8 protein-coding genes are annotated in these 4,586 nt (G+C 47.3%); 4 read left to right on the forward strand and 4 right to left on the reverse strand.

What is annotated here, in order from left to right; translation table 11 throughout:
* On the reverse strand, positions 1-427 hold a 427-nt coding region (locus I656_RS01070), incomplete at its 3' end, for an ATP-binding cassette domain-containing protein (RefSeq protein ID WP_020756726.1).
* 466 nt (positions 428-893) lie between these two features.
* Here I656_RS01070 and I656_RS01065 point away from each other — a divergent pair.
* A complete protein-coding gene (locus tag I656_RS01065; RefSeq protein WP_014194996.1) occupies positions 894-1,316 on the forward strand; it encodes an HIT family protein in 423 nt (140 codons plus the stop codon).
* Positions 1,317-1,392: 76 nt separating this feature from the next.
* Here the strand turns inward: I656_RS01065 and I656_RS01060 are convergent, their stop codons facing one another.
* Complete coding sequence (locus tag I656_RS01060; RefSeq protein ID WP_033006718.1) at positions 1,393-2,238, reverse strand: peptidylprolyl isomerase; 846 nt, start codon at positions 2,236-2,238, stop codon at positions 1,393-1,395.
* 256 nt (positions 2,239-2,494) lie between these two features.
* Between I656_RS01060 and I656_RS18355 the strand changes: the two genes are divergently transcribed.
* Complete coding sequence (locus tag I656_RS18355; protein ID WP_021322511.1) at positions 2,495-2,584, forward strand: YjcZ family sporulation protein; 90 nt, start codon at positions 2,495-2,497, stop codon at positions 2,582-2,584.
* Between the two features lie 143 nt (positions 2,585-2,727).
* Here I656_RS18355 and I656_RS0116870 read toward each other — a convergent pair whose 3' ends face one another.
* Entirely contained in the window at positions 2,728-2,907 is a 180-nt protein-coding gene (locus I656_RS0116870) for a hypothetical protein (RefSeq protein ID WP_033006720.1), read from the reverse strand.
* Positions 2,908-3,098: 191 nt separating this feature from the next.
* On the opposite strand from I656_RS0116870, the gene I656_RS0116875 reads away from it, so the two are divergent.
* Positions 3,099-3,440: a YhaI family protein gene (locus I656_RS0116875; RefSeq protein ID WP_011230157.1), complete on the forward strand. Its 342-nt coding sequence runs from the start codon at positions 3,099-3,101 to the stop codon at positions 3,438-3,440.
* Here I656_RS0116875 and I656_RS01055 read toward each other — a convergent pair.
* Positions 3,433-4,038, reverse strand: a complete 606-nt coding sequence (locus tag I656_RS01055; protein WP_011230156.1) for an HTH-type transcriptional regulator Hpr — start codon at positions 4,036-4,038, stop codon at positions 3,433-3,435. The genes I656_RS0116875 and I656_RS01055 overlap by 8 nt on opposite strands.
* A 154-nt stretch (positions 4,039-4,192) precedes the next feature.
* On the opposite strand from I656_RS01055, the gene I656_RS01050 reads away from it, so the two are divergent.
* On the forward strand, positions 4,193-4,381 hold the full coding sequence (locus I656_RS01050; protein ID WP_013146234.1) for a hypothetical protein: 189 nt from the start codon (positions 4,193-4,195) through the stop codon (positions 4,379-4,381).
* Positions 4,382-4,586 lie beyond the last annotated feature (205 nt).

Below are 4,586 nucleotides of genomic sequence, written 5' to 3' on the forward strand. Positions count from 1 at the left end.
CTTTTTGCTTCATTCCTTTCGAAAAATGAGCCGGAAACGAGGAAAGCCGCCGCTCCAATCGAAACTCGCGAAGCAGCGGCGGAAGGCGGCGTTCATACTCTGCTTCGCTCAACCCGTACGCCATCGCCGCTAGACGCAAATGTTCCTCAAGCGTCAATTCTTCATACAACACCGGCGTTTCCGGGATATAAGCAAACTGCCTTCGATACGTTTCCCGCCCGTCCGCAAGCCGATAGCCGTTAATGGAAATCGCGCCGCGGCGCGGTTCCATCAAGCCGATAATATGTTTGATCGTCGTGCTTTTGCCGGCTCCATTTAGGCCGATCAAGGCGACCATTTCGCCGCGGTCGACCGCAAACGTCACGTCTTCAAGCACGTTTTGCGCCGTGTAGCCTCCGGATAGATCCTTCACTTCTAAAAGCGTCATCGTCCGCTCCCTTTCCGTTCTGGCCTTTGTCCCCATTGTACCAAACGATAGCCTCGCTTACCAAAAAAAGATCACACCGTTCTTTTGCATAAACTCACTCAAGCCGGGCATGATAAATAGCGAAGAGGGGATGAGGAATCAAAAAGTTGATGAACGATCCATCCGAAATGGGGTGTTCGTCAAAGACACCGTTGTGAGCCGCAAAACGTTGTAAACGTTCCTAGGAAGCGACCATCGCATTCGTTGCTGGGAAGCAACGAGCCTGTCCAAAGGGGATGGTCACGTTGAACAAAGGAAGCGCTCACGCCGAACCAACTTTTGTTGCAAATGGGGTGTTCATCAAACGCACATTTGCTTGAATCATCCTCTCCCCTTTTCACCAACCGGGATGTAACCTGCGTTGCGGGATTACATCCCGGTTTTTTTATGGTAAAATGAAGAAAATAGGAAGGAAAGGGTGACCACAGTGAGCGATTGCATTTTTTGCAAAATCATTAACGGCGAATTGCCTGCGGCGAAAGTGTACGAAGACGACCATGTGCTCGCGTTTTTGGACATCAGCCAAGTGACAAAAGGGCATACGCTTGTCATCCCGAAAGTACATACGGAAAACATTTTCACCCTCACGTCGGAGGCGGCCGGCCAACTGTTTCGGGCAGTGCCGACGATTGCCAATGCACTCAGGCGAGCATTTTCCCCGGTCGGGCTCAACTTATTGAACAACAATGGCGAGCAAGCGGGGCAGACAGTGTTCCATTACCATCTTCACCTCATTCCACGCTACGGCAAAGGGGATGGGTTTGGCGCGGTCTGGAAGTCGCATGCAAGCGACTATACGCCCGCTGACCTGCAGGCGATCGCGGCCGCCATTCGCGAGCAGCTCGGCTGATCTCCCGTTGTTGAACAGCAGAAAGGTCAAGCCCACAAATAAAAAAACGGAAGCAGGGATGTTCTGCTTCCGTTTTTTACTGTTTTCCTTGCTGCTCGATCACATCTTGCAAATCTTTGTCTTTGATCTCAACACCGGCATCTTTCACCAATTTGTCCACTTTTGACTGCATCGTCGTAGGATCAAGCTTGTTCCGTTTGACTTCAAACGCAATTTCGTCTTTCATTTCGTTGAACGACTTTTTCTTTTCTTTGTCCGTCACTTTAATGATATGGTAGCCGTAATCCGTTTTCACCGGATCGCTCACTTCGCCGACTTTCAGCTTATAGGCGGCTTCTTCAAACTCCTTGACCATTTTCCCTGGGCCAAACCAGCCTAAATCGCCGCCGTTGGACGCCGAGCCTGGATCTTGGGAGTATTCTTTGGCCAACTTGGCGAAATCCTCGCCTTTATCAAGCTTCGCCTTTACTTCTTTTGCTGTTTTTTCATCTTTGACCAAAATATGGCTGGCACGAATTTTCGGTTTGTAGTTGTCATAATACTCCTTCAGCTCTTTCTCCGTCACTTTTATGTCTTCAACGGCCGCTTTCGTCCGCAGCAAATCGAGCTTGACCATTTCGCGGATCACTTTTTCTCCGTTCTGCTGCACGGCCAAATCATATTGCGTTCCATACGCCTCCTTGATTCGTTCGATTTCGCGGTCGATCTCTTCATCGGTTACCTTGTATTTTTTGCTCAACACTTTTTCGTCAATCAAATCACGAAGGACGGATTTGCCGACGCGCTCTTTCATCTCATTATAAAATTCGTCTTTCGTAATATTGCCGTTTTTCGTTTCCACAATCGCTTCCGAACCGTCGTTGCTGCAGGCCGACAAAGCCATGAGCGAAACGACGGCAGCGGCCATCATCCATTTTTTCATTCGCTTCACAACTCCTACATCTTTTTTCGATTGAATGTTCCCACGCTTTCAAGCGGCGCGGATCGAATGGCGCCCAAGCGCGCCCAAGAAACAACATGCTCGCCTCTTCAGCCACGACAATAACTATACCATATTTCCAACGAAAAAAAAAACCTCTTTCCGCTTTAGTCATCCGCCCATAACATGCACGCTTGCCATACATATGATGAGGATGAAGCGCTCGACAGGCTTCTTCTTGCCGAAAGGGGGTGTTACGATGAGCGCACCTTATTCCGGAGGCTTTGCGTTGATTGTTGTGCTGTTTATTTTGTTAATCATTGTCGGCTGCGCCTGCGTCATCTACTAAACGAAAGAGGGTGCTCCCGCAAAAGGAGCACCCTTTTTTTGCCGCCTTCCTTGAAACGAAGGGAGAGGCAACGACAATGGAACTCGCTCCATCAAAAGGAAAACATAACAATCCCCGCATCAACCGTTATGAAGAGAGAAAAGTTATGTAAACAACACTTCAAAGTAAGAAGAGATTAATAAAATCGTAATCAGGACATTGATCGTGCGAAAAACCGCCGGCTGCTGCTCCTCCGGGATGTCACGTTGCGCGCAAAGCGAGTGTGTGAGCTGGTTGATAAAAAATAAGACCACAACCGCCAGGAGGATGAAAGAAAGCACCAAAACTGTTCCCCTCCTCTTTGATCCTTCGCCAAACGCCGCCCATGGCTTTAACTTTACATCGTTCATGGCGGGAAATCAATCATTTTTCTTTTTCCGGACACAAACCGATTTTTCTATTGGTGAATGCGCACAAATTCGGTAAAATATACGTAAAAACGGTCACATTTTCGTCACCAAAAGGAGCACGATATATGGAATCGTTGGAAAAGCGAGTGGCCAAGCTGGAATTTCACCAGTCTCTGCTGATGGAAATGATCGACGAAACGAAAAAACCATTTTATTCCCTCATCATCCGCGCGGATTTGACCAAAGAAGAAGTCGACGCCTTCTTGGCGTTTTGCCAAGAGCTTGCCGACCAATACGAACAGCAAAAAGCGGAAGGGTTGACGATTTTCACTCCCCTGCTCGTGCAGTTTGCTGGGATGCTTCATCCGAACCTTCCGCTGGAACAGACTGTTGACGCTCTTTTGGCCCAACAAATGTTTGTCCCGCTGATGACCGAGCTGAAAACGCTCATTCGCACCATCAGTTAGCCTGGCTGGCCAATTCTTTCTCGTGCTCTTCCGTTTTCGGCTTTCGCTTGACAAGTTTGCCGTCCTGCTCGATAAAGTCTTCTTTAATGTTTTCAAACGCCCGCTCAAAAATTTCCATGAAATCATCGCCATAAATATTGCGGACGATGCACATCATTTCTAAAATTTCTGGAAACTTTCCGTACAACTCGCGCAACGGCAACGCCCCATTGAAAACGGCATTTTTCGTCGGGTCATACGTCTCCATCAGCTTCATCAACACTTCTTCGCCTTTTTCCGTCAACTCAATGTACGTATTGCGCTTGTCATCCTGTTTTTTGGAAAACGAAAGCAATCCTTTTTCTTCTAATTTCTTTGAGAAGTTGAACGCCGTCGACACATGCATCACACCGAACTTGGCGATTTCCGAAATCGAGGCCCCTTTGAAGTGGTAGGCGATCCATAAAATGTGATGTTCGTTAATGTTCAAGTCAAACGGCTTGATCCACCGTTGCCAATCTTTTTCAATGGATTTCCATAGCGCTTTGCTCAGCTGGGCAATTCGTTGGCTGAATAACATCGCCTCTTTGATGGAATAATGCTGTTCTGTCGCTTTCATCGTTCCACCCACTCTTCCCTCACCGTATTTTTTACTCTCCATTATATCAATAAAACAAAAAGGAATAAAGACAAAAGTATTTATTTTTATGATTTTTTTTGCATATTCATAGTAGTAAGCATAAGGCGCTTAGCGCATACAGGAGGAGAATGCCATGGTGTATATACAATGGCTGCTTATCGCTGTCGGATTCTTATTTTTCTGTCTTTTTATAAACGCATTTTTCGCCTTATGGAAAGCGCGGGCGTACCCGCCGAAAGCATTGCTGAAAGAACGGACTTTGCGCTATATTGGAATAGCGTTCATTTGCTTGCTCACCGCTTGGCTTCTCAGCTATGTCTAATACGCGTTAAAAACAAATGGAGCATAACACGAGTGTTGATGATCCATTATTTTACTAAAAGCACAGAATCATTTGACTGAACACAAGCTTTTCTGCCTCTTCCCTCGAACAAGAACGCCGGCGGCAAATGTCATTTGCCCGCAAAGCGTTCATTGTTCGAGGAAGGCATGCGTACAGCATGCCCAGTCGCAAGCGGTTCGCTTGC

This window comes from Geobacillus sp. WSUCF1, assembly GCF_000422025.1.
Taxonomy (GTDB): Bacteria; Bacillota; Bacilli; order Bacillales; family Anoxybacillaceae; genus Geobacillus; species Geobacillus zalihae.